The sequence below is a fragment of the Desulfuromonas thiophila genome, from assembly GCF_900101955.1.
GTDB lineage: Bacteria > Desulfobacterota > Desulfuromonadia > Desulfuromonadales > Desulfuromonadaceae > Pseudodesulfuromonas > Pseudodesulfuromonas thiophila.
Genome location: NZ_FNAQ01000009.1, coordinates 20,346 through 40,679 on the forward strand (window position 1 = coordinate 20,346; position 20,334 = coordinate 40,679).

The window sequence follows — 20,334 nt, forward strand, 5'->3', positions numbered from 1 at the left end:
CCGGATTGCCAAAAAGCGAGACCACGACCATGACCTTTCCCTATGTAAGCAAGGAAATCAGCTGGTTACATTTTAATGCGCGGGTATTGCAGGAGGCTGCCGACCCGCAGGTGCCACTGATGGAGCGGTTGAAATTTCTCGGGATTTTTTCTTCCAATCTCGATGAGTTTTTTCGTGTGCGGGTTGCCACCCTGCACCGGCTGGTGAAAATCCGTAAAAAAGCCATCGATCTGATCGGCCAGGATCCGGTGGATCTGCTTGACCAGATTCAGCAGCTGGTGTTGCACCAGAGCCGACAGTTTGAAACCCTGTTTGATGAGCTCTGCGGTCAGCTGGCCGCCAGTGGCGTGCTGTTGCGGCGCGAAAATGAGCTGAGTCCGGCACAGCAGGCTTTTGTGCTGGACTATTTTCACCAGCAGGTGCGGCCGTTTCTGGTGCCGCTGATGCTCAATCGCAAGACGGCACCGCTGGTGAAGGATCACCAGATCTATCTGGCGGTGGTGCTGGGCCGGGGTGGCGGCGAGCCGGATTATGCCCTGATCCAGATTCCGGCCGATCGGGTATCGCGTTTTCTGCTGTTGCCAGCGGCGCCGGGACAGACCGAGATCATTCTGCTTGACGACATCATCCGCCTGGCACTGGCCGATATCTTCTGCTATTTCGATTACGACTGCTTCGCCGCCTATACCGTCAAGCTGACCCGCGACAGTGAACTGGACATGGACGACGAGCGCTTCAAAACCTTTCCGCAGAAGATTCAGGATGGTCTGGCGCGGCGCAAGACCGGCAAGCCGGTGCGGTTCGTTTACGACCGCAGCATGCCCGAGGCCTTTCTTCAACGCCTGCGCAAGGTGCTGCACATCACCAATGTTGAAACCTGCATTCCCGGTGGCCGTTATCATAATTTCAAGGATTTCATGGCCTTTCCGCAGCTGCCGCTGCAGCAGGCGCAGTATCCGCCCTTCAGCCCGCAGCCCCATCCACAGCTGCTGCCGGGCCGCTCGATCATCGATCAGATCCGCGAACGCGATCTGCTGTGCTTCTTTCCCTATCAGCGCTTTGCCCATTTCATCGATCTGCTGCGCGAGGCCGCCATTGATCCGCGGGTGACCACCATCCGCCTGACTGCCTACCGGCTGGCGCGCAACAGCCAGATCGTCAATGCCCTGGTTAATGCCGCCCAGAACGGCAAGAAGGTGTTTGTGGTAATGGAACTGCAGGCCCGTTTTGACGAGGAGGCCAATCTGTACTGGTCGGACCGGCTGCGCGAGGACGGGGTTGAGGTGGTGCATGGTCTGCCCGATCTGAAGGTTCATGCCAAGCTCTGTCTCATCACCCGCCATGAGGGGCGCAAGAAGGTGCGCTATGCCGCCATCGGCACTGGCAACTTCAACGAGGGCACGGCCCGGCTCTACACCGACCATCTGTTGCTGACCGCCGATCCGCGCCTGACCGGTGAGGTGCACCGGGTGTTCGAACTCTTTGCCAACAAGTACCGTATCCCGCTGTTCCGTCATCTGGTGGTCTCGCCCTTTCAGGCGCGCAACAAGTTCCGTCGCCTGATCCAGAATGAGATCCGTCAGGCTCAGGCCGGCAAACCGAGCTTTATCGATATCAAGCTCAACAACCTGTCCGATCCCGAGATGGTGCGGTTGCTTTATCGCGCCAGCGCCGCCGGCGTGCGCATTCGCCTGATCGTGCGCAGCATGTTCTCGTTGGTGCCGCAGCTGGCCGGCCTGAGCGACAATATCGAGGCCATCAGCATCGTTGACCGTTTTCTGGAGCACAGCCGCTTCTTTATTTTCGCCAATGGCGGCAAGCCTGTGTATTTTATTGCCTCGGGGGATTGGCTGCCGCGCAACTTCGACCGTCGGGTCGAGGTGGCGACGCCAATCTACGCCCCGCAGCTGCAGCAGCAGCTGCGCGACTGCTTCGATCTGCAGTGGCAGGACAATTGCAAGGCGCGGCTGTGGGACGAGGGGCTGACCAACCGTTTCCGTCCGCGTGGCGCCAATGAAGCGCCGGTGCGCAGTCAGATGGCTTTTATCGCGCGCTATGCCGCGCCGGCGGCTGAGCCGCCGCAGGATCAGGGAGGATGTGCATGAGTCGTTTCGCCGCCATCGATGTGGGTTCCAATGCCGTGCGCCTGATGGTGGCGCGCTTGACCACGGAAGCCGAGGGACCGCGGCTGCGCAAGGAGGCCTTTTACCGGGTTCCGCTGCGGCTGGGGGCCGATGTGTTCAGTCAGGGGCGGCTCAGCGCGGCATCGCAGGAAAAGCTGGTCAAAACCCTGCTGGCGTTTCGCCAGCTCATCGATGTGTTCGCGCCGCTGGGCTATCGCGCCTGTGCCACCAGCGCCCTGCGTGATGCCGCCAATGGTGCCGAAACCGTCGAGCGGGCGGCGACCCAGGCCGGCATCCGTCTGCAGATTATCGATGGCATGGAGGAGGCCCAGCTGGTGTTCGCCGCCCATGTGCAGGATCAGCTGACCGATGGTCGTCCCTATCTGTTTGTCGATGTCGGCGGTGGCAGTACCGAACTGCTGCTGTTTCAGAATCAGCAGATTCTGCAGAGCGCGTCCTTCAATATCGGCACCGTGCGCATGTTGCAGGACGCGGTGGACGCGGCGCAGTGGCAGGCCATGGAAGGCTGGTTGCGCCAGCATGTGGCGGCGCGGGCGGCCTGCGCCATTGGTTCGGGTGGCAATATCAACCGGCTCAACCGCATTGCCGGCCAGGACGCCAGGAAAGAGCTCAGCCGCAAATCGCTGCGTCGGACGCATGAGCAGCTGCGGGCGCTGTCGCTGGAGGCGCGCATGCAGCGCTATGGCCTCAAGCCCGATCGCGCCGATGTGATCGTGCCGGCGGGTGAGATCTATCTTAAGGTGCTGGAATGGGGCCGGATCGCCACCATGCATGTGCCCAAGTTTGGTCTGACCGACGGGCTGATTCGCCAGCAGTACGATGCTTGGTGCCAGACGGATGGCGCGGCGGCGGGAGGCTGTTGATGGGCGTGGAGATCGAACGCAAGTTCTTGCTCTGCGGTGACGGCTGGCGTCAGCAGGCGCGCAGCCGCCAGCGCCTGTGTCAGGGCTATCTGTGCAGCAGTGTCGAGCGCACGGTGCGGGTGCGGCTGGCCGGCGAGCAGGCCTGGCTGACCATCAAGGGGCCGACGCAGGGCCTGCGGCGGGCTGAGTACGAATATGCCATTCCCGCCACCGAGGCAGCGGAGTTGCTGCAGCTGTGCCAGCAGCCGCTGATCGACAAATGGCGCTATCTGGTGTGGTTGCAAGATCAGCTGTGGGAAATCGACGAGTTTCTGGGCGCCAACAGCGGCCTGCTGCTGGCCGAGATCGAACTGCCCCATGAGGATGCCGTTTTTGTTCGGCCGGACTGGCTGGGGCCGGAGGTCAGCGCTGCGGCCCGCTACAGCAATGCCTGTCTGCAGCAGCATCCCTACAGTGCCTGGTCTGCCGCTGAACGGGCCAACCCACAGGACTGAGTTTCGGCGTCACGCAGGCTTAGGCGGTTTTTCCACAGCCGCCGGACTTTTCCGCCCGTGGTAGTGTGCGCTGGGCAGGCTTTTACGGCTGTTGTCGGGTGGTCGTTCGGCGGTTTTCCCCGCCTGGTGTGGATAACTGGTCTGATAGCTGGCGAGCGCTGGTGGCAAAGGCCGCTGACAAGCCGCTTGATTGCAGATTGCCTAAAAAAAAGGCAGGGATCCAGGGGCTGGATGAGACGGCCCGCCAAAACCGGCACAAGGGAGGCTGCGCCATGAAGGGTCTGACCGTTGCATCGCTGGGGCTGGCGTGGCTGGGGCCAAGACGTGCCGCCGTTCGGGCCAGTGTGGCGCTGGTGGTAATGCTGGTGGTGGCTCTGCTGCTGCCGCTGACAGGCGCGGTGGCCGACGCCGGGCAGGAGATGGCGCTGGCTCAGCAGCTGCGCCGGCAGGCTTTGCCGCTCGATTTGGCTGATGAAGCCAGTCTCGCGCCGCTGCTGCGTCATTGCGACGCGGCGCGGCTGATTCTGCTGGGGGACGCTACCCATGGCAGTGAAGAGTTCTACCGTCTGCGCCGCCAGCTGTCGCTCGCGCTGATGGCGCATCAGCGGGTGGATTTTCTGGTGCTGGAGGCTGACGCCCACAGCTGCCTGGCGCTGGATGCCTATGTGCGGTTGCAGCCGGGCGCCCCCGCCAGTGCTATCGCGGCTTTGCGCCAGATGCCGGCGCGGCTGGGCTGGGTATGGCAGACGCGCGAGCTGGCTTTGCTGCTGGAGGACTTGCGCTGTCACAATGCCAGGCTGCCGGCCGGCCAGCGGGTGGCACTCTATGGCATGGACCTGCTTGATTACGACGGTGCCCTGTGCCAGCTGCAGACGCGCCTGGGACCCTTGCCGGCGCTGCGGCAGGTGCAGGAGTGTTTCGGGGTGGGGGCAGATCCGGATCGCTACGTACGGGCGCTGCTGGCCGGCACAGCCGACTGTCAAACCGAACTTGCCGCCCTGCGCCCGCTGCTGCCGTCGGCCGAACAGCTGTTTGTTCAGTGGCGCGGCGCCGAAACCCTCATCCGGCTGCGGCTGCTGCTGGGGCTGCAGGCGGCCGAAGCCTACTACCGGCGCCAGTTGCAGGATTCCGCCGCCGCCTGGAATCTGCGTGTGCGCCATTTCGCCGATCAGCTGCGTCTGCTGTTGCGCCATCACGGACCGGAGTCGCGCGCCCTGGTCTGGGCGCACAATACCCATGTTGGCGATGCCCGCTTTACCGCCATGCCCGACTGGGGCATGGTCAGTCTGGGGCAGTTGCTACGGCAGGAATGGGGCCCGGCGGCGGTCTTTCTGCTGGGTCAGACCGGTGCCCTTGGTCAGGTGCGGGCCAGTCGTGACTGGGGTGCGGCCGATGAGGTGCTGACGCTGGCGCCACCGCGAGCCGACAGTGTCGAGGCTTTGTTGCTTGCCAGCGGCCTGGCCACGGGTTTGTGGCTGTTCGCGGCCGCCGAGGCTGCCAGCCCGTTTGATGCGTGGCGCGACCAACGTGCTGTCGGCGTGGTGTATCGCCCTGAACGCGATGCGACCGATAATTATTTACCCAGTCGGCTGAGCCGACGTTATGACGCGCTGGTGTTTTTCCGCCAGCTGCAACCGACCACCCTGCTGGAAGGTCAGCTGCTGGAGAATCGGGCATGGCCTTAGGGCGGCACAGTCTCACCGTCGTGTGGTGCTGGAAGACAGGGTGTCGCTGGCCTCTGCGCCTGCTCGTTGTATTGCTGGTGCCTTTGGTGCTGGCGACTCTGCTGGCGGGCCGGGGCGGGGCGGAACAGCCGCCGCGGTTTGCCGATGGCTATGCCTTGCTGCGGGCCCATTACGAGGCCAGTGGCGGGCTGGCCCGCTGGCAGGCGCTGACCGGCAGTTACCAGCAGGGGCGCCTGCGTGTCGATGGCCTGAGCGGTTCGTTCCGCCAGTGGACAAGGCGACCGCTGCACAGTCGGCTGGTCGAGGATTTTGGTTTATTTTGTCAGGTGCAGGGCGATGATGGCGCGGTGGCCTGGTTCCAGGACGCCAATGGCCAGGTTGAGTTACGCCTTGATCCCGCCAGTCGGGTGCGACGCGAACTGGCGCGCCGGCTTGATGCCTTCGAGCATCTCGATCCGGCCTCGACGATTTTCCACCTGCAGCTTGAAGCGCCGCGCCTGCTGGCTGGGCGTCGTTGTCTGGTTGCGCGGCTGGAAAACTGCCTTAACAGTGATGTCAGCTGGTTCTTTTTCGATCCGGCCAGCCTCGAACTGGTGGCCAGCCGTACGCGCCAGCCGGATCTGGAGGTGGACAGCCGTTACGACGATTACCGCTGGCAGGATGGCCTGCGGGTGGCATTTCATCAGGTCGATCATATCGCGCCGCGCGACAAACGCCGCGAAATCTGGCTGACGCGGTTGGATTGGCAGGCGCCGGACGACGCGGCTATTTTTGCCGTGCCGCCACCGGCCACCGCGCCGCTGCGCTGGCCGCTGGCAGCGGCGCCCTGCTGCCTGCCGTTTTTGGCGGTGGAGGGCGGCATCTATCTGCCGGTCAGTGTTTGTGGCGACCGGCGCTGGTGGCTGCTGGACAGCGGTGCCGGTCATTCGGTGATCGATCAGGACTATGCCCGTCAGCTCGGTCTGCTGCCCCAGGGCCGCATCGCCGGTTTTGGCTTTGGCGGCAACTTCGCCCTGCAGCTGGCCAGCGTGCCGGGGCTGGTGCTGGGCCGGTCGACCGATCCTCTAAGAGTGGGACCGCAGCTGCTGGTCAGCGTTGCCGGTCTGACTCGCCACAGCTACGAGCCGCAGATTCACGGCATTCTCGGCTATGATTTTCTGAGCCTGTTTGTTGTTCAGGTCGACTATGCCGCTCAGCAGGTCTGCCTGTATCCGCAGGAGGCGTCCCTGCCGCAGCTGCCCTGGCAGGAGGCGCCGCTGCTTTATCGCATGTTCTGTCTGCCGGGCTGCCTCGATGACGTTATGGCTGGTCGGTTCAGCCTCGATCTCGGTGCCGAGCGCAGCAGTCTGCATCATCCGTTCAGTCTGCGGCACCAGCTGCTGCGCCGTCCGGGCATCGAACAGGTCAGCCTAGGTCTTGGCGGTCTGAGTTTTGAACGCCAGATGCGTTTTGATCGGCTGCAGCTGGCCGGTCAGCTGGTGGAGCGACCCTTGCTGGGGGTGGCGCTGGAGGCCCGGGGCACGGCCGGTCACGGGGAACTGGCCGGCAATCTGGGCGGCGACATCCTGCGTCGCTTCGATCTGTGGCTTGACTATCGGCATCAGCGGGTCGCGTTGCTGCCTGGCGGCCGCTTCACCGAACCGCCGCAGGCCGATCCCGTTGGCTTGCTGATCGGCCGCGCCGACAATGGTTTGCCGATGGTGTCCTATGTGGCGCCGAACGGTCCGGCCGCGGCTGCCGGTTTCGTTGCCGGTGATGCGATTATCGCCATTGATGGTCTGGCCATTGCCCGCTATGCCGGGGTGCGGGCCGTGCGGGCGCTGCTGGGGCAGGCGGGCCGCTGTCTGATTTTTGACCTGCAGCGTGGTGACCAGCGGTTGCAGCGCGAACTCTGCCTGCCGGCCTTGCCCACTGCAGAGGCCAGTGCCGAAAAAAAACTCCCTCCTGTCCTTGAAAACTCCTTGCTGCCAGCTAATTTGTAGTCAGTTGAAAACGGGCTCGCCCTGCCGGCAGGGGCTGGTCTGCCTGGTTGATTGACGGCCGGCGGCGAGACCGGGCAGCAGAAACCCTGTTCAGCGAAAGGAGGACAACCATGTCACTGGTCAGATGGGATCCCTGGCGGGAAATGGAAGCACTGGTGGACCGTTACAACCGGGCCCTGGGGCTGATGCCTGCTGGCGGTCAGGAGGAGATGCGCAAGGGCGACTGGTCGCCCCGGGTCGATATTGCCGAAACCGGCGACGCCTTCATCATCAAGGCGGAAATTCCCGACGTGCAGAAAGAGGATGTCAAGGTCACGCTGGAAAATGGCGTGCTGACACTACAGGGGGAACGGCGGCAGGAAACAGAGGAAAAAGGCAAGACCTTCCACCGCGTTGAGCGGCTTTATGGCGTGTTCAACCGCAGCTTTTCCCTGCCCGACAGCGTTTCACCCGAAGGCATCAAGGCCAGCTTCAAGGACGGCATGCTGACGGTTACCCTGACCAAGCGCAAGGAAACCCAGCCCAAGGCCATTGAGGTGAAGATCGACAACTAGCCGGCAAGGGCGCCTGGTGGCTCTTGATCGGGTGGCTAGGTGATAGTCGCCTGCATCCCGGGGCAACGGACGGTGGGGCACAGACCCGGCCGTCCGTTTTTTTTCTGCCCGCTGTCAGCCGTAGCGGCGCGGCTCGGCGTTGCCTGCCGGCGGCGTACCTGTGTATACTGTCAACCGTTTGCCCTGCGGCAGGGCTCTCTCGCCCACTGTCCGTTGTTTTTCACTTCTTTCTGATGTCTTCTTTTGTTGCCGAGGTTTTATTTTCCCGATGGATACCTTCAGTCATGCCCTGTGGGGCCTGGGACTGTTCGGCCAGCGCGGCCGGGCAGGTCTGGCGCTGCTGTTCGGCGCTCTGCCGGATCTGATCTCCTTCGCGCCTTTTTTGCTGTGGCGGCTGGTGACGGGGCGCTGGACGCCGGGTAAGCCTCCACTGGAGATTCTGCCGGACTGGCTGCTGTTCAATTATGCCCTGGGGCACAGCGCCCTGGTGGCGGGCTGCGCCGTGCTGCTGCTGTGGTGCTGGCGGCCGGAACTGGGTTTTGTCGCCTGTGGCTGGCTGTTTCACATTGTGCTCGATTTTCCCTTTCATAGTGCCGACTACTTTCCGACCCAGCTGCTGTGGCCGCTGAGCGATTTCGCCTTCGACGGGATTCCCTGGAGCCGGCCCTGGATCTGGTATCCCAATCTGGTCGGCGTGCTGGCGTTGTTGGTCTGGCGTCTGGGCCAGCGGCGCCGGCGCCGCATGACCGGAAAACTCTGATTGCGAGGTGTTGTGTGAAAGACGTTCCGATGCGGGTTTTCTCCCGGCCGGCCGGGCGGCTGATGGTTGTTCTGGTCCTGGCCATCGCGGTGATGGGGCTGTCGGCCTGTGGTCTGCCGCGGCTGGACAGCCAGCTGCAGCAGAGCCTGCTGGAGCAGGATGATGTCGAACTGGTACGCGCCGGCGCGCCGGCCTATCTGCTGCTGATTGACAGCCTGATTGCCGGCGACCCGACAGAGGCGCGTTGGCTGATACAGGGCGCCCGCCTCTACAGTCTTTACGCCGCAGCCTTTGTCGAGGAGGGCGAACGCGCCCGCCGGCTGACAGCGCGGGCCTTTGACTATGGCCAGCGAGCGCTCTGTGCCCGCTGCCGTGCCGGTTGCGGCCTGGCGGAGTTGTCGCCGGCGGATTTTGCCACGCGCCTACAGGCGCTCGACGCTGCTGAGGGTGATGCCCTGCTGGCCTTTTGCCAAAGCTGGCTGGCTTGGTGTCAGGCCCACAAGGGCGATTTGCGGGTGCTGGCGGTATTGCCACGGTTGCAACAAACACTGGAGTATCTGGTGACCCTGGATACGCCGGCGGCGGGCAGCGAGGCCTGGCAGTATCTCGGGATTCTTCACAGCCTGCGGCCGGCGGCGCTGGGCGGCGATCCGCAGCGGGCCCGCTGCTGTTTCGAACAGGCGCTGTGCCTCGGCGGTACTGGCGATCTGACCGTCAAGGTGGCCTATGCTCGCTATTATGCCCGCCTGCTGTACGACCGTGAACTGCATGACCGCCTGCTGCACGAGGTGTTGCAGGCCGATCCGCGGGTGGCCGGTCGCACCCTGCCGAATGTGCTGGCGCAGCAACAGGCCCGCCAGCTGCTGGACAGCGCCGATGGTTATTTCTGACCCCCGCTACCAAGGAGAAATCGAATGCGAAAAACCCTGCTGTGGTTTGGTCTGACCCTGACGCTGCTGCAACCGCTGGCGGTGCTGGCGGCGACCGAGATCAAGATTGCGACGGTGGCGCCGGAAGGGTCGGACTGGATGGTGCGCATGCGCCAGAGTGCCGAGCGGATTGCCCAGCGCAGCCAGGGGCGGGTCAACCTGAAGTTTTATGGTGGCGGCGTGATGGGTAACGAGGCCAGCGTGCTGCGCAAGATGCGAGTCGGTCAGCTGCAGGGTGGTGCTTTTACCTCGGGGGGATTGGCGCGAATCCATAAGGATTTGCAGCTTTACGGTCTGCCGCTGCTGGCCCGTTCGGCCGCCGAGATGGCATGCCTGCGCGCCGTCCTCGATGAGGAACTGCAGCAGCGGCTGGAACAGTGTGGCTATATTGGCTTTGGTTTTGCCAGTGGTGGTTTCGCCTGTCTGTTCAGTGGTCAGCCCATTGAGCGGGTCGAACAGCTGGCCGGCCTGAAGCTGTGGGTGCCCGAGGGTGATCAGATCAGTTACGCGGTGTTGCAGGCTCTGGGGCTGGCGCCGGTGACCCTGCCGCTATCCGATGTCATGACCGGCCTGCAGACCGGCCTGCTCGACGTGGTGGCTACCTCGCCACTTGGCGCCCTGGCTTTCCAGTGGTACAGCCAGGTGAACTGCATGACCGAGATGCCGCTGGCCTATGTCTACGCTGCCCTGGTGATTGATAAGCGCACCATCGAACGGCTGACGGCAGAGGATCGGCAGTTGCTGCGTGATGAACTCGAAGCGGTTTATCGTGCCATCGATGGCCAGGCCGTTGCCGACAACGAAGCCGCCCTGCAAGTGCTGGTGCAGCAGGGTTTGCAGCGGGTGACGCCGGCAGCGGGTGAATTGGAACGCTGGAGCGCGGTGGCGACCGAGGTGTCCGACCGTCTGGCCGACAATGGCCAGCTGTCGCCTGAACTGTATTGCAAGGCCCGCGCGCGGTTGCAACAGTGCCGGCAGCAGGTTCCCGCTCAATGAAGTGGCTGCAGCAGGGGCGGGCCGTGGCCGAGAGGCTGGAGCGGCTGTTGCTGAGTCTGCTGCTGCTGGCCTTGGCCGGCCTGGCACTGTTGCAGATTATGCAACGCAATCTGCTGGGCAGCGGCTTTGTCTGGAGCGATGAATTGTTGCGTCTGCTGGTGCTGTGGCTTTGCCTCGCCGGGGCCATGCGGGCCAGCCGGCACGGCAGTCATATTCGCATGGATCTGCTGGCCCGCTGGCTGCCGCCGGCCGGGCAGCGTGTTGTCGTGCGGCTGGTGCAGGCTGTCACGGCGCTGGTCTGTCTGCTGCTGGCCTGGCATGGCGGCCGCTTTGTGCGGCTGGAGGCGGAATTCGCCAGCCAGGTGCTGGGTGGCTGGCCGGCCTGGTGGTTCCAGAGTATTGTGCCGCTGGCCTTTGCGGTGATGGCCTGGCGTGCCGTGCTGCTGATGCTGTGGCCGCAGCGGGCCGAAACGTTTGAAGGTTCGGCTGATGCCTTGCCGCTGCCGGCCGACCGGACCGGCGAGGGGGCACCATGACCTGGCTGGTGCCGCTGGCCCTGGTGCTGCTGACGCTGCTGGGCATGCCGCTGTTTGCCGTGATCGGCGCGGCGGCCCTGTGGGCTTTTCATCTGGCCGGTGTCGATCTGGCTGTGGTGCTGATCGAGTTTTATCGCATCGCTGAAATGCCGGTGTTGCTGGCCATTCCGCTGTTCACCCTGGCGGGTTATCTGCTCAGTGAAAGTGGTGCGCCGGCCCGCCTGGTGGCTCTCAGCCAGGCACTGCTGGGCTGGCTGCCGGCCGGTCTGGCATTGGTGGCGCTGGCCGCCAGCGCGTTTTTTACCGCCTTTACCGGCGCCTCCGGCGTTACCATTGTGGCGTTGGGGGCACTGCTGTATCCGGCCTTGCGCCAGGACGGCTACGATGAAAGCTACAGCCTGGGGCTGGTGACCACCTCCGGCAGTCTGGGCCTGCTGTTTGCGCCCTCCCTGCCGCTGATTCTGTACGCCATTGTGGTTCAGCAACTTAACATCGCCCCGGCCGTCAGCGTCGAGGCGCTGTTTCGTGCCGGTATCCTGCCGGGCCTGCTGATGCTGGCGCTGCTCGGTGGCTGGAGTATCTGGCGCGAAAGGCATCGGCGGACGCCACTGACCTTCGACGCGGCGCGTCTGCGCCGGGCTTTGCGGGCGGCCCTGTGGGAATTGCCGCTGCCGCTGGTGGTGCTGGGGGGCATTTACAGCGGTTATTTCGCCGTTTCCGAAGCGGCGGCGGTCACTTTGGCCTATGTGTTTGTGGTCGAGGTGCTGGTGCTGCGCGAGATCCCGCTGCGGCGTCTGGCGGAGATCTGCGAACGGGCGCTGGTGCTGGTAGGAGGGATTCTGCTGATTCTGGGGCTGTCGCTGGCCTCAACCACGGCGCTGATCGATGGCGGGGTGCCGGAGCGGCTGTTCACCCTGGTACAGAGCCAGGTCGACAGCCGGCTGGGATTTCTGTTGCTGCTCAACCTGTTTTTGCTGCTGCTCGGCGCGTTGCTCGATATCTTCAGTGCCCTGGTGCTGGTGGTGCCGCTGATCCTGCCGGTGGCGCTGGGTTACGGTGTCGATCCGGTCCATTTGGGGATCATTTTTCTGGCCAACATGCAGATCGGCTATCTGACACCGCCGGTGGGCATGAACCTGTTTATCGCCAGCTACCGCTTCAAGCGGCCGGTGGTCGCGCTTTATCGCGCCAGTTGGCCTTTTCTGCTGCTGCTGTTGCTGAGTCTGCTGCTGATCACCTATGTGCCGCTGTTGTCGCTGGGGCTGCTGTAATCACCGCCGGTGGCGTCAGGGCAGCAGCGGCAGCAGATAGAGCAGGGCGGTCAGACTCAGGGCGCTCAAGGCCGTGGTGGCGATGATGGCACTGGCCAGCAGATCAGGCCGGGTGCCGAAACGCAGGGCGTAGAGTAGCGGCAGCACCGCTGCCGGGGTGCTGGTCTGCAGCAACAGCACGTCGCGTAACAACCCTTCGATCTGCAGCAGGCGGCACAGGCCGTACCCCACCAGCGGGCCGATCAGCAGGCGCAGACTGATGGCGGCCGGCAACAGCCGCCCGACCTGTTGCCAGCGGCTGCGGGCCATCTGCATGCCGAGCAGCAGCAGCATCACCGGTACGGCGGCCTGCCCGAGCAGATCGACGGGACGCAGCAGCCAGGCCGGTGGCTGCAGATGCAGGGCTTGTAGCAGCAGCGCCAGCAGGGCGGCATGGATGATCGGTACCTGCAGACTGTTGCGCAGGGCGCTGCGCCAGTCGGCCTGGCTGCCCTGGGCGATGACGATGGCCAGGCTGCCGAGAGGCAGGGAAAACAGCACGAAGACCAGGATCGAGGTGGCGACGGCGGCTTCGCCGAAGGCGAAATAGACCAGCGGCAGACCGAAATTGCCGATATTCATCATGGCGGCGGCCAACGTCAGGGCCCGCCGGCTGTCGCCATCGCAGCCCAGCAGACGGCCGGTCAGGCCGGCCAGCAGCAACATGATGGCCAGATACAGCAGCATGTAGAGGCTGATCCGGCCCAGTGCGCTGCCATCGAGGGGCTGTTTGATCAGGGCGCTGAAGGTCAGGGCCGGGGCGAACAGGTAAAGGGCGCTGATGGTCAGCGGTTGCAGGTCGAGGCGGGCGCGCCGCTGCAACAGGGCGCCGCACAGCACGATCAGGAACACCGGGGCGAGAATGTCGAGAAAACGCATGCGAAATCCTCGTTTCAGGCCGCATCGGCCCGCTGCGCGGCGGCTGTTTTGCAATTGACAGCCAAGCGCCATTGCTGATTTAATTCGGCCTTGGTTTTTGCCACCGGCAGCCTTGGCAAGCCGGTTTACCGCCTTTTCCGAACAGGAGGAATGGTTCCATGATGAATCCACTGGCGCAAGAATTGAATGAAATGCTGGCGAAGAGTAACCCCTACGTCCTTGAAATGCTATCGAATCTTGGCAAGAATCTGTTTTTCCCCAAAGGGATTCTGACCCAGTCGGCCGAGGCCAAGGAAAAGGCGCACCGTTTCAACGCCACCATCGGTATCGCCACCGAAAACGGCGGCCCCATGTACCTGCAGTGCATCCAGGACAAGTTGTCCGCCTTCGATCCGAAGGATATCTATCCCTATGCGCCGCCGGCCGGCCGCATGGATCTGCGCCAGGCCTGGCGCGACAAGATGCTGCGCGAGAATCCCAGCCAGCAGGGCAAGCATTTTGGCATGCCGATTGTTACCAGCGCCCTGACCCATGGTCTGTCCATCGTGGCCGACCTGTTTGTCGATGCCGGCGACCAGATGGTGCTGCCCGACATGCTGTGGGGCAATTACAACCTGACCTTCACCACTCGCTGCGGCGCGGTGATCAAGAAATATCCAACCTTTACCGTTGAGGGTGGCTTCAATGTGCCGGCCTTCAAGGCCGAGCTGCAGAACGTTGCCGCGGAAAAAGGCAAGGCCATCGTGCTGCTGAACTTCCCCAACAATCCCAGCGGCTACACCCCGACGGTGGCCGAGGGCGACGCCATTGTTGCTGCCATCAAGGAGGTGGCCGAGGACGGCTGCAATCTGGTGGTGATCACCGACGACGCTTATTTTGGCCTGTTCTATGAGGATTCGCTTAAGGAGTCGCTGTTCGGCAAGCTGGCCAACCTGCATCCGCGGATTCTGACAATCAAGCTGGATGGTGCTACCAAGGAGGAATACGTCTGGGGTTTCCGCACCGGCTTCATCACCTACGCCGACGGCAGCAAGGACGCCAACGAGGCGGTGCTGACGGCGCTGGAAAAGAAAACCCTCGGCTGCATTCGCGCCACCATCTCCAACTGTGCCCATCCGGGCCAGACCTTCGTTCTCGAAGCGTTGAAGTCGCCGGATTTTGTGGCCCAGAAGCAGCAGAAGTTTGAGGTTATGAAAGGCCGCGCACTGCAGGTCAAGAAGGTGCTCAACAGCGGCAAGTACGACAGCGCCTGGAGCTATTATCCGTTCAATTCCGGTTACTTCATGTGCCTGAAACTCAACAGCGTGCCGGCCGAAACCCTGCGCGTGCATCTGCTCGACAAATATGGTGTCGGCACCATTGCTACCGGCAAGACCGACCTGCGCATCGCTTTCTCCTGCATTGCCGAGGAGGATATCCAGGAACTGTTCGACCTGATTTTCCAGGCGGTGCAGGACCTGAGCCGCTAAGGGTTTGTTGTTTACGGGATCTTCAAGCCCGCCGCATCGGCGGGCTTTTTTATGCTGCAGTGGTCAGTGTGCTGCTGATCAGGCGCTTGGGGTTGACGGGAGTCCGAGAGGGAACATGGAGTTTTTCTGGTCATTGATCGGCGTCCTGCTGGTGGTCGAGGGTATTCCCTGGTTCCTGTCGCCGCTGACCATGAAGCGGTTGCTGGTGCAGTTGTTGCCGGTGCCGGTGCGTCATCTGCGGCTGTTGGGATTGCTGCTGATGCTGGCGGGTTTGCTGACTCTCTACTGTGCCCGCCACATCCTCGGGGGATAGGGCCATGCGGCTGACGGATTTTGATTATGCGTTACCGGCCGAGCTGATTGCCCAGCAACCGGCCGAGCGGCGCGACGCCAGCCGACTGCTGGTGCTTGACCGCGCCAACGGCAGCTGTCGGAGCGACTGGTTCAGTCATATTGCCAGCTACTTCCGGCCCGGCGATGTGCTGGTGCGCAACGATACCCGGGTGATCCCGGCGCGACTGCTGGGGCGCAAGGACAGTGGCGGCCGGGTCGAGGTTTTTCTGGTGCGGCAGTTGAGCGCCGCTGCCGACGGTCTTTGCTGGCGCTGTCTGACGCGCAGCTCCAAGCCGGTACGGCCGGGTCAGCTCCTGTATTTTGCCGAGGGGCTTAAGGCCAGCGTGCTGGCGCTGGGGGAGGCAGGAGAGCGCGACCTCTGTTTCCACCATGCCGGTGATTTTTCCGCGCTGCTCGACCGCATCGGTCAGGTGCCGTTGCCGCCCTATATCACCCGCCCGGCCGAAGCGGACGACCGCGAACGCTATCAGACCACCTTTGCGCGTGTGCCCGGCGCCGTGGCGGCACCGACGGCGGGGCTGCATTTCACGCCGGAATGCTTTGCCCGACTGGAACGGTTGGGGGTTGAGCTGTGCAACCTGACGCTGCATGTCGGGCTGGGCACCTTTTTACCGGTACGGGTGGAAGATCCGCGTCATCACCGCATGCACGAGGAGGCCTATGCCGTGCCGGAGGCCACTGCCGCGACCATTAATCGCGCCCGCGCTGAAGGACGGCGGATTGTGGCCCTGGGCACCACCGTGGCCCGCACCCTCGAAGCCGCCAGCATGGCTGACGGCCATTTGCGGACTGGTGACGGGCTGACGGATATCTTCATCTATCCCGGCTACCGTTTTCGTCAGGTCGACGCTCTGGTGACCAACTTTCACCTGCCGCAATCGACCCTGCTGATGCTGGTCTGTGCCCTGGCCGGACGCGAGGCGGTGCTGGCCGCCTATGCCCGGGCGGTGGCCGAAGGCTACCGGTTTTTCAGTTATGGCGACTGCATGTTTATTCAGTGATTGCAGTGGTTTGAGGTCTGTTTTTAAGGTTTTTTCGCGAAAAGGCTTAAGGTGATGACGTCCTACGAATTGCTCTGTCGTGATCCCAGCAGTGCCGCCCGCCGGGGACGGTTGCAAACCCGCCGGGGACCGGTGGAGACGCCGGCTTTCATGCCGGTTGGTACCCAGGGTACCGTCAAGGCCATGCTGCCGGAAACCCTGCAGGAACTGGGCGCGCAGATCCTGCTGGGCAACACCTACCATCTGTTTCTGCGCCCCGGCCATGAACGTATTGCCCGCCTGGGTGGTCTGCACCGTTTCATGCACTGGGATGGCCCGATTCTGACCGACAGCGGCGGCTTTCAGGTGTTCAGCCTGGGCAAGTTGCGCAAGATTGATGAGGCGGGGGTGCGCTTTCAGTCGCATCTTGACGGCAGTGCCCAGGTGTTGACGCCGGAATCCTCCATCGCCATCCAGCAGGCGCTCGATTCGGATGTCATCATGGTGTTCGACGAGTGTATTCCCTATCCGGCCGAACGGGCCTATGTCGCTGACTCGACGGCGCGTTCGATGCGCTGGGCCGCCCGTTGCAAGGCGGCTCACCAGCCCGACGGCAGTGCGCTGTTCGGCATCGTGCAGGGTGGCATGCACGCCGATCTGCGCCGCCGCAGTGTCGAGGAGTTGCTGGCGATCGGTTTCGATGGCTATGCCCTGGGCGGTCTGTCGGTGGGTGAGGAAGCAGCGCTGATGTATCAGGTAATGGACTGGACGCTGCCGTTGCTGCCCGACAGTCAGCCGCGCTATGTCATGGGGGTTGGTACACCGGAAAATCTGGTCGAGGGTGTCCGTCGCGGGGTCGATCTGTTTGACTGCGTCATGCCGACGCGTAACGCCCGCAATGGCGTGCTGTTCACCCATTTCGGCCGTCTGAGCATCAAACAGGCTCGCTACCAGGATGATGCCGGTCCCATTGATCCCGCGTGCGACTGCTATGTCTGCCGCCATTACAGCCGCGCCTATCTGCGCCATCTGTATCAGTGCAACGAGATTCTGGCGGCCATGCTCAACACCCATCACAACCTGCACTATTATCTCGGCCTGATGGCGCGCATGCGCCAGGCCCTTGAACAGGGCCGTTTTGCCGCCTTCTGTCAGGATTTCTATCAGCGGCGCAGCTCCGCTGAGACGGACTGCGGGTGAAATTGTTGAAAAGCGGCGCCTGACAGGCTATAAACAGGAGCCTTATCCGTTATTCACGCATCCAAGGAGGAACGACACATGGCTTCAACCGTTTACGCGATGGCAGGTCAGCCCGGCCAGGCCGGTTCGGCTCAGGGCTACGAAGGGATCATCATGCTGGTGATCATGTTCGCCATCTTCTATTTTCTGCTCATCCGGCCGCAGCAGAAGCGGGCCAAGGAGCATCGCAAGCTGCTTGACAGCCTCAAGGCCGGTGATCAGGTCATCACCGCCGGCGGTATTCATGGCCGTATCGTGACGGTGCAGGAGCAGGTGGTAACACTGGAGGTTGACAAGGGTGTCAAGATTCGTCTCAGCCGCGCCTCTGTCACCGGCATCGATCCGACGGCGGCCAGCTAGCAATTTTTTGTCTGCTGCCTGAAGGCGCTGGCCTCCACCGGCGCCTTTTTTCATGCCGTGCGGTTGTAAACTGACTGTTCTGTCGGCTTTTATTCCTTATCCTTTGCGAAGGAGTCTGTAACGACCATGTCCAACAGCATCAAACTGCGGGGGACGCTGATCCTGTTCTGCCTGGTGCTGGCGCTGATGTCGCTGGCGCCGACCCTGATGAACGACAAGCTGCCGGCCTGGTGGCGCAACGCTTTTGATCCCATCCATCTCGGTCTTGATCTGCAGGGTGGCATGCATCTGGTTCTGGGGGTTGATGTCGACAAGGCGGTGGAAAGCCGCCTCGACAGCCTGGTTGACCAGGTCGATGTGCTGCTGCGGGAGAAGGACGTGGTGTTCCGGCGGCTGGAGCGCCTGCCGGGCGAGCGACTGGCGGTAACGGTGTACGACGAAGAGGGCGAGCGGCAGGTCGATGCGCTGATGCGCGAGCAGTTTCCTTCCCTTGAACCGCTGACCGTTGCCAGTGAGAGCGGTTACATTCAGAAAAACTATCGCTTTACCGCCAGCCAGATTGACGAGATCAAGGACTATGCCGTGCGTCAGGCGCTGGAAACCCTGCGTAACCGTGTTGACCAGTTCGGTGTCAGCGAACCGCTGCTGCAGCGTCAGTCCGACAACCGTATTCTGATACAGCTGCCGGGGGTCAAGGATCCCCAGCGCGCGATCGACCTGCTGGGCAAGACCGCCCGTCTCGAATTCAAGCTGGTCGCCGAAGGGATCGACGTTGCTCAGGCCCAGGCCGGCCAGCTGCCGGCTGGCAACCGTTTGCTGTATGAGCGGCGGGTCGATCCGCGCACCGGCGCGGTGACCGAGATTCCGCTGGTGGTGCAGGAGCGGGCCGTTATTACCGGCGATCTGCTGTCCGATGCTCAGGTGCGGATCGATACCCGCTTCAACGAGCCCTATGTCGCCATCGATTTCAACGCTGTTGGCGCTCAGCGTTTCGATCAGATCACTGCCGCCAATGTGGGCAAGCGCATGGCCATTGTGCTGGATGACACCATCTATTCAGCGCCGACCATCCGTGAGCGCATTGCTGGCGGCAGCGCCCAGATCAGTGGCTCGTTCACCGAACAGGAAGCCACCGATCTGGCCATCGTGCTGCGTGCCGGTTCGCTGCCGGCGCCCGTGCAGATCCTGGAAAACCGCACCGTCGGACCTTCCCTCGGCATGGATTCCATTGAGCAGGGACTGCGCTCGGTACTGATCGGCGGGCTGCTGGTGGTGGCGCTGATGCTGCTGTACTACCGTGCCAGCGGGCTGGTGGCCAATCTGGCGCTGGTGCTGAATCTGGTGTTCATTCTGGCACTGTTGTCGCTGCTTAAGGCGACTCTGACGCTGCCCGGTTTGGCCGGTATCGTGCTGACCGTCGGCATGGCGGTGGACGCCAACGTGCTGGTGTTCGAGCGCATTCGTGAGGAACTGCGCCATGGCAAGTCGCCACGGCTGGCCATTGATGCCGGTTACGCCCGTGCCTTCGTGACCATTGTCGATGCCAATATCACCACCCTGATTGCCGCGCTGGTGCTGTTCCAGTTTGGTACCGGACCGGTGAAGGGGTTTGCCGTTACCCTCAGTATCGGTATTCTGGCATCGATGTTCACGGCGATCTTTGTGACCCGTTTTATTTTCGATTTCGTCCTTGCCGGCCGCAAGGTCAAAGAACTGAGCATTTAAGGAGCTCTTCATGGAACTGATCAAGCCCGGTATCAATCTTGATTTTGTCGGCAAGCGGCGTCTGGCCTATATTGTTTCCGCGCTGCTGATTCTGATCGGTCTGATGGCGCTGATTGGCCGTGGTGGTCCGACCTATGGAGTCGATTTCGCTGGTGGTACCCTGGTGCAGCTGCGCTTCAACGCACCAACGGACGCGGCTGCCATCAAGCAGCAGTTGCAGCAGCCCGATCTGCTGCCGGCGGCGACGGTGCAGCGGTTTGGCGAGGACGGTAACGAGTTTTTGGTGCGTGCCCAGGAAACCAGCAGTGATCTTGAGGTGTTGTCCCAGCGTATCGCGACGGCGCTGGAGCAGCATTACGGTGCCGGTGCGGTGGAAGTGCGCCGCACCGAGATGGTTGGCCCGCAGGTGGGCAAGGAACTGCGCCAGAAGGGCCTGATGGCGGTACTCTATGCCATGATCGGTATTCTGGTCTATATCACCTGGCGTTTCGAACTGCGCTTTGCCATTGGCGCCATTGTCGCCCTGGCGCATGATGTGCTGATCACCCTTGGCGCCTTTGCCCTGACCGGCCGCGAGATCGACCTGCCGATCATTGCCGCCTTTCTGGCCATTATCGGTTATTCTCTCAATGACACCATCATTGTCTACGACCGTATTCGTGAAAATACCGGACCACAGTCCCACGAACCGGCGGTTTTTGCCGGGCTGGTCAATCGCAGCATTAATGAAACCCTGTCGCGTACCCTGCTGACCTCCGGCACGACCCTGATCGTGATTCTGGCCCTGTTCATCTTTGGTGGCGGAGTGATCCATAACTTTGCTTTTGCCCTGCTGGTGGGGGTGGTGGTTGGTACCTATTCCTCCATTTTTGTGGCCAGCCCGGTGCTGCTGACTTGGCAGAAGCGGGCGGCGCAGAGAGTCTAGAGTGCCTGGAGCTGTTGCATTGACATCTGTAGTTTCGCGTGGGGGCTGGCTTTGCTGGCCCCTGTTCGTTTGTTGGCTGGCGGGTCTGATGGGTTGCGGTTGGCCTGCTGCTCTGTGCGTGGCTGGCCGGTGTCGCCAGCGGGTGCTGTG

19 protein-coding genes are annotated in these 20,334 nt (G+C 62.7%); 18 read left to right on the forward strand and 1 reads right to left on the reverse strand.

The genetic code is table 11. From position 1 onward, the window contains the following. The first annotated feature begins 29 nt into the window (after positions 1 to 29). The 11 genes from ppk1 to BLR80_RS08355 all read left to right on the forward strand — a co-directional run bounded on the left by ppk1 (position 30) and on the right by BLR80_RS08355 (position 12,214). Positions 30 to 2,105 (forward strand): polyphosphate kinase 1, encoded by a 2,076-nt coding sequence (ppk1, locus tag BLR80_RS08305; RefSeq protein WP_092078721.1) that lies wholly within the window; start codon positions 30 to 32, stop codon positions 2,103 to 2,105. Then, the gene (locus BLR80_RS08310) at positions 2,102 to 3,007 is read left to right on the forward strand and encodes a Ppx/GppA phosphatase family protein (RefSeq protein WP_171906384.1); all 906 of its coding nucleotides are present in this window, start codon (positions 2,102 to 2,104) and stop codon (positions 3,005 to 3,007) included. Before ppk1 ends, BLR80_RS08310 begins: the two co-directional genes overlap by 4 nt. Beyond that, positions 3,007 to 3,501, forward strand: coding sequence for a CYTH domain-containing protein (locus BLR80_RS08315; RefSeq protein ID WP_092078555.1), 495 nt, complete (start codon positions 3,007 to 3,009; stop codon positions 3,499 to 3,501). The genes BLR80_RS08310 and BLR80_RS08315 overlap by 1 nt, the downstream gene beginning before the upstream one ends. 272 nt (positions 3,502 to 3,773) lie before the next feature. Further along, complete coding sequence (locus tag BLR80_RS08320) at positions 3,774 to 5,186, forward strand: erythromycin esterase family protein (protein ID WP_092078558.1); 1,413 nt, start codon at positions 3,774 to 3,776, stop codon at positions 5,184 to 5,186. Then, positions 5,177 to 7,168 (forward strand): retropepsin-like aspartic protease, encoded by a 1,992-nt coding sequence (locus BLR80_RS08325; RefSeq protein ID WP_092078561.1) that lies wholly within the window; start codon positions 5,177 to 5,179, stop codon positions 7,166 to 7,168. Before BLR80_RS08320 ends, BLR80_RS08325 begins: the two co-directional genes overlap by 10 nt. A 110-nt stretch (positions 7,169 to 7,278) precedes the next feature. Then, positions 7,279 to 7,722 (forward strand): Hsp20/alpha crystallin family protein, encoded by a 444-nt coding sequence (locus tag BLR80_RS08330; protein ID WP_092078564.1) that lies wholly within the window; start codon positions 7,279 to 7,281, stop codon positions 7,720 to 7,722. Between the two features lie 268 nt (positions 7,723 to 7,990). After that, the gene (locus BLR80_RS08335) at positions 7,991 to 8,482 is read left to right on the forward strand and encodes a hypothetical protein (protein WP_092078567.1); all 492 of its coding nucleotides are present in this window, start codon (positions 7,991 to 7,993) and stop codon (positions 8,480 to 8,482) included. Between the two features lie 62 nt (positions 8,483 to 8,544). Continuing rightward, positions 8,545 to 9,372 carry a TRAP transporter TatT component family protein gene (locus BLR80_RS08340; RefSeq protein ID WP_171906385.1) on the forward strand — a complete coding sequence of 276 codons (828 nt, stop codon included), beginning with the start codon at positions 8,545 to 8,547 and terminating at the stop codon, positions 9,370 to 9,372. Between the two features lie 24 nt (positions 9,373 to 9,396). Next, complete coding sequence (locus BLR80_RS08345) at positions 9,397 to 10,407, forward strand: TRAP transporter substrate-binding protein (protein ID WP_092078571.1); 1,011 nt, start codon at positions 9,397 to 9,399, stop codon at positions 10,405 to 10,407. After that, positions 10,404 to 10,943, forward strand: a complete 540-nt coding sequence (locus BLR80_RS08350) for a TRAP transporter small permease (RefSeq protein WP_092078575.1) — start codon at positions 10,404 to 10,406, stop codon at positions 10,941 to 10,943. The genes BLR80_RS08345 and BLR80_RS08350 overlap by 4 nt, the downstream gene beginning before the upstream one ends. After that, on the forward strand, positions 10,940 to 12,214 hold the full coding sequence (locus tag BLR80_RS08355; protein ID WP_092078578.1) for a TRAP transporter large permease: 1,275 nt from the start codon (positions 10,940 to 10,942) through the stop codon (positions 12,212 to 12,214). Before BLR80_RS08350 ends, BLR80_RS08355 begins: the two co-directional genes overlap by 4 nt. A 15-nt stretch (positions 12,215 to 12,229) precedes the next feature. Here BLR80_RS08355 and BLR80_RS08360 read toward each other — a convergent pair whose 3' ends face one another. After that, positions 12,230 to 13,132 carry an AEC family transporter gene (locus BLR80_RS08360; RefSeq protein ID WP_171906386.1) on the reverse strand — a complete coding sequence of 301 codons (903 nt, stop codon included), beginning with the start codon at positions 13,130 to 13,132 and terminating at the stop codon, positions 12,230 to 12,232. 161 nt (positions 13,133 to 13,293) lie between these two features. Between BLR80_RS08360 and BLR80_RS08365 the strand changes: the two genes are divergently transcribed. The 7 genes from BLR80_RS08365 (at position 13,294) to secF (ending at position 20,184) form a co-directional block, all read left to right on the forward strand. Further along, a complete protein-coding gene (locus BLR80_RS08365; RefSeq protein WP_092078724.1) occupies positions 13,294 to 14,601 on the forward strand; it encodes an aminotransferase class I/II-fold pyridoxal phosphate-dependent enzyme in 1,308 nt (435 codons plus the stop codon). Positions 14,602 to 14,716: 115 nt separating this feature from the next. Then, positions 14,717 to 14,914 (forward strand): DUF2065 family protein, encoded by a 198-nt coding sequence (locus BLR80_RS08370; RefSeq protein WP_092078584.1) that lies wholly within the window; start codon positions 14,717 to 14,719, stop codon positions 14,912 to 14,914. Positions 14,915 to 14,918: 4 nt separating this feature from the next. Then, positions 14,919 to 15,956, forward strand: coding sequence for a tRNA preQ1(34) S-adenosylmethionine ribosyltransferase-isomerase QueA (queA, locus tag BLR80_RS08375; RefSeq protein ID WP_092078587.1), 1,038 nt, complete (start codon positions 14,919 to 14,921; stop codon positions 15,954 to 15,956). A gap of 54 nt (positions 15,957 to 16,010) precedes the next feature. Next, complete coding sequence (gene tgt, locus BLR80_RS08380; RefSeq protein ID WP_092078590.1) at positions 16,011 to 17,135, forward strand: tRNA guanosine(34) transglycosylase Tgt; 1,125 nt, start codon at positions 16,011 to 16,013, stop codon at positions 17,133 to 17,135. Positions 17,136 to 17,213: 78 nt separating this feature from the next. Beyond that, positions 17,214 to 17,534, forward strand: coding sequence for a preprotein translocase subunit YajC (yajC, locus tag BLR80_RS08385; protein WP_092078593.1), 321 nt, complete (start codon positions 17,214 to 17,216; stop codon positions 17,532 to 17,534). A 126-nt stretch (positions 17,535 to 17,660) separates the two neighbouring features. Beyond that, entirely contained in the window at positions 17,661 to 19,259 is a 1,599-nt protein-coding gene (secD, locus tag BLR80_RS08390; protein WP_092078596.1) for a protein translocase subunit SecD, read from the forward strand. Between the two features lie 10 nt (positions 19,260 to 19,269). Then, positions 19,270 to 20,184 (forward strand): protein translocase subunit SecF, encoded by a 915-nt coding sequence (gene secF, locus BLR80_RS08395; protein ID WP_092078599.1) that lies wholly within the window; start codon positions 19,270 to 19,272, stop codon positions 20,182 to 20,184. Positions 20,185 to 20,334: the final 150 nt, after the last annotated feature.